3 protein-coding genes are annotated in these 3,174 nt (G+C 50.7%); 2 read left to right on the top strand and 1 reads right to left on the bottom strand.

The window, feature by feature from the left end:
* Positions 1 to 54: 54 nt before the first annotated feature.
* Complete coding sequence (locus ACQZ5K_RS26855; protein WP_448742062.1) at positions 55 to 681, bottom strand: hypothetical protein; 627 nt, start codon at positions 679 to 681, stop codon at positions 55 to 57.
* A gap of 395 nt (positions 682 to 1,076) precedes the next feature.
* On the opposite strand from ACQZ5K_RS26855, the gene ACQZ5K_RS26850 reads away from it, so the two are divergent.
* Positions 1,077 to 2,444 (top strand): AAA family ATPase, encoded by a 1,368-nt coding sequence (locus ACQZ5K_RS26850; protein WP_448742061.1) that lies wholly within the window; start codon positions 1,077 to 1,079, stop codon positions 2,442 to 2,444.
* Positions 2,445 to 2,939 carry a hypothetical protein gene (locus tag ACQZ5K_RS26845; RefSeq protein ID WP_448742060.1) on the top strand — a complete coding sequence of 165 codons (495 nt, stop codon included), beginning with the start codon at positions 2,445 to 2,447 and terminating at the stop codon, positions 2,937 to 2,939.
* Positions 2,940 to 3,174 lie beyond the last annotated feature (235 nt).

Below are 3,174 nucleotides of genomic sequence, written 5' to 3'. Positions count from 1 at the left end.
CTACCGTCGGCCAGATCGTCACGCTGTTCGAACCGCAAGAATGCGCCAACTACTTCAAATCGTGCGGATATGACCCCGAGTAAAGCGGACGCGCTCTAGGCCTTTCAAACGTGCGCGCAGCACTTGAACTCGAAGCAATGTCTGCCAGAAAAAGTTCCTGTCATTCGGTTTAGCGTATTCGATCATCTCTTTAATTGATGAAACAACCTCTTCGGGAAACTCTAGAAAAGAAGGTAACTTCGCCGTCTTTGGAAGAATGCCGGCGTTGCATTCATTCAAAACTTCATACAGTTTCTCACACATCTCGCTGGAATATTCAGCAAGCGTTGATAGCGCCAGAGGTAAAACCGCACGCGCCGCTGCACGCTTCGCCTCGACTCTGGCCACTTCCAAGCCGTCCATGTGCTTTATCTGTTTAGCGGTGGCATCTTCTGACAACTTAATCTGATCTCTGACAGCTCTCACGCTTAGCCAAGCGGCACATACAGCGCCCACGCCCGTGATCAGCGTTTGAAATTCTCTTAGCCATTCGAATGTTCCGACCCATTTCAAGGTCAAAAAGAACGCGTTTGCCGGGCCAATCTCAGCTATACTGATCACCGTTTGTATCGCCACCGATGTACAAACGATTCCGAGAGAAAAGCCAGTCCAAAACTGAGCTCGCGCTCCAAAATTCTTCATCTCATCCCGCGCATGCTTACGCTATCAAAAGCAATAATAAGTCGATAATTTAGTTAAAAATCAGCGACCGTCTTTGGTGCCGTGGCAAGAAAGTTCTTCTGCATATGGGTTGACCCCAAACCCGCAGCGCGCCCCGCGAAAGACTAAGCCGCGCCGGGTGGCTTTTAGCATTTAACTGGTCGGCGGGAATCGAGTAAGCAACACCTCTCACCTCATCCGCTTGAAAACGCCGCTTAAACTTTTCAGGAACTTCGACTGCTTGAAAGATGGCAAGAAAGTGCGACAGCGGTCGCAGCAGATCGTACTACCAAATGGCGTACGTAGTCGCATTTACAGAAGCGCTCTGTCGGCTTAGGTAGTTGTGTGTGATCCGGTAGGTCAGACTGGGAGAAACAATGCTAAAGAAAATGAAGTTCACGAACTTCAAGTCTTGGAAAGAAGCCAATATCGACTGTGCCCGTATCACTGGGGTCTTCGGTACAAATTCTTCCGGGAAAACCAGCCTAATCCAGTTCTTGCTACTGCTTAAGCAGACGAAGGACGCAACGGACCGCGCGTTGACGCTCCAACTAAACGGCGAGCACGTTAGCCTTGGATCCATCAAAGATGCAATTTATCAACACGACGAAGATTTGACTTTGAAGTGGCTGCTTAGATTTGCGCTCGATGGCGAACTAGCTGTTACCGACGCGAACCGAAAGAAATCTGCAGTTGTAACGAAGGGTACGGAGTTGTCTGTCGGAGCAACTGTGTCAGTACAGAATCGTGCGCCCACTGCGGATAGACTGTTCTACGGGCTCGGAGACTTGAAGTTTGTGATGTCTAGGAAGAAGGAACATGCATCACAGTTTGATTTGACGTGCACGGCCAAAAATGGCGAGGATTCGAGATTCAACTTCGTGCGCACTAAAGGTCGAGCTTGGCAACTGCCTGGGCCTGTAAAGTCATACGCGTTCCCTGACCAAGCAAGAACCTACTTTCAAAATGCAGGATTTCTAGCTGACTTGGAAGCCGCGTATGAAGCCCAACTCGATAGAATTTATTATCTCGGTCCAATGCGAGAGTCGCCGGAGCGGGACTATCTGTGGTCTCGTTCGAAGCCCTCCGACGTCGGCCGCGCTGGCGAGAAGACTATGGATGCCATTCTTGCCGCTACCGAGGCTAATGAAATGCGAAACTTGCGCCCAAAGGCGCACTTGAAGACCTTCCAAGAAATGATCGCCTATTGGCTCCGCGAAATGGGGCTAATTCATGAGTTTCGCGTAGAGGAGATCGCGCCCGACTCAAACCGCTGGCAGGCCCGGGTCAAGACACGTCAAAACTCCAGCTGGGTGCTGTTAACTGACGTAGGCTTCGGCATTTCTCAGGTTCTGCCCGTCGTCACACTTCTTCAGTACGTTCCCGAGGGCTCTACCGTCCTATTGGAACAGCCAGAGATACACCTCCATCCACTGGCACAGGCTGCGTTGGCAGATGTGATCATACAGGCGGCCATACACCGCAATGTTCAGGTCATTCTGGAGAGTCACTCAGAACATCTGTTGTTGCGGCTCCAACGCAGGCTCGCAGAGGAAGCGTTGGACCGTGACTCGATTGAACTTTACTTTTGCGATGCTCCTGATGGATATTCAGTAATAACCAAGCTCGATGTCGATCTTTTGGGAAACATCAAAAACTGGCCTGATAAATTTATGGGTGACGCCTTCAACGAAGCGGCGTCGGCAGAGATGGCGCGCTTGAAGCGAATGAAGGCTGCTAAGTGAATGCCGAGATACGTCATTGATACGAACGTTCCGGTGGTGGCAAATGGCGCATCGGCGAACGTCAATATCGACTGCCGTATGGCGGCTGTTGAGCTTCTTCAGTCTGCAATTGAAAAGGGTGTTATCTTCCTAGACAGCGCTGGCGACATCCAAGAAGAATACAGACGGTATCTCGATCCGAAAGGTCAACCGGGGGTGGGGGACAGGTTCTATCTCGAAATCTTAAATAGCCACCCGGGAAGGATCGCGCGGGTTGATGTTCCAAAGGGAACAGACGGGCAGTATGTAGATTTGCCGAAACCCATCATCGATTCAGGGTTTGATCCGAGTGACCGGAAGTTTGCCGCGGTGGCCGCAAAGGCGAAGGCTAGAGTGTTCAACGCTGTTGACACGGACTGGATCGAACAACGTGCCGTTATTGAAGAAAATGGGATACCCATTACTTTCTTGTGCGGCATTGTTCCAGAAAATTGGAATGATACGACGGATAGTTAAACAACTTTAGAATTTGCGCCGGGGAAAGCACTTAAAAGTCGCTCTTCAAGAAAAATGGTCGCCAGACCGCGTCGGCGACCATTATCACACCCAAAGGCGACCTAGAGCCGGTCAAGCACGCCCTGTAATGGGCTAGTGTTGATTTGCACTGAGAAGTGACCCGGCATTGCCGGATATTGTCATCGAGAATTGACCCATGTTTTGAACCTTGCTCCGCGTGTTTTCAGCGGGAGCT

Source organism: Agrobacterium sp. 22-226-1, assembly GCF_053522345.1.
Note: the sequence above shows the minus strand (reverse complement) of the source record. Positions and strands in the feature narration are given on the sequence as shown.

Coding starts and splice junctions, on each gene's coding strand:
- ACQZ5K_RS26855 (WP_448742062.1), bottom strand. CDS start 681: ATGAAGAATTTTGGAGCGCGAGCTCAGTTTTGGACTGGCTTTTCTCTC.
- ACQZ5K_RS26850 (WP_448742061.1), top strand. CDS start 1,077: ATGCTAAAGAAAATGAAGTTCACGAACTTCAAGTCTTGGAAAGAAGCC.
- ACQZ5K_RS26845 (WP_448742060.1), top strand. CDS start 2,445: ATGCCGAGATACGTCATTGATACGAACGTTCCGGTGGTGGCAAATGGC.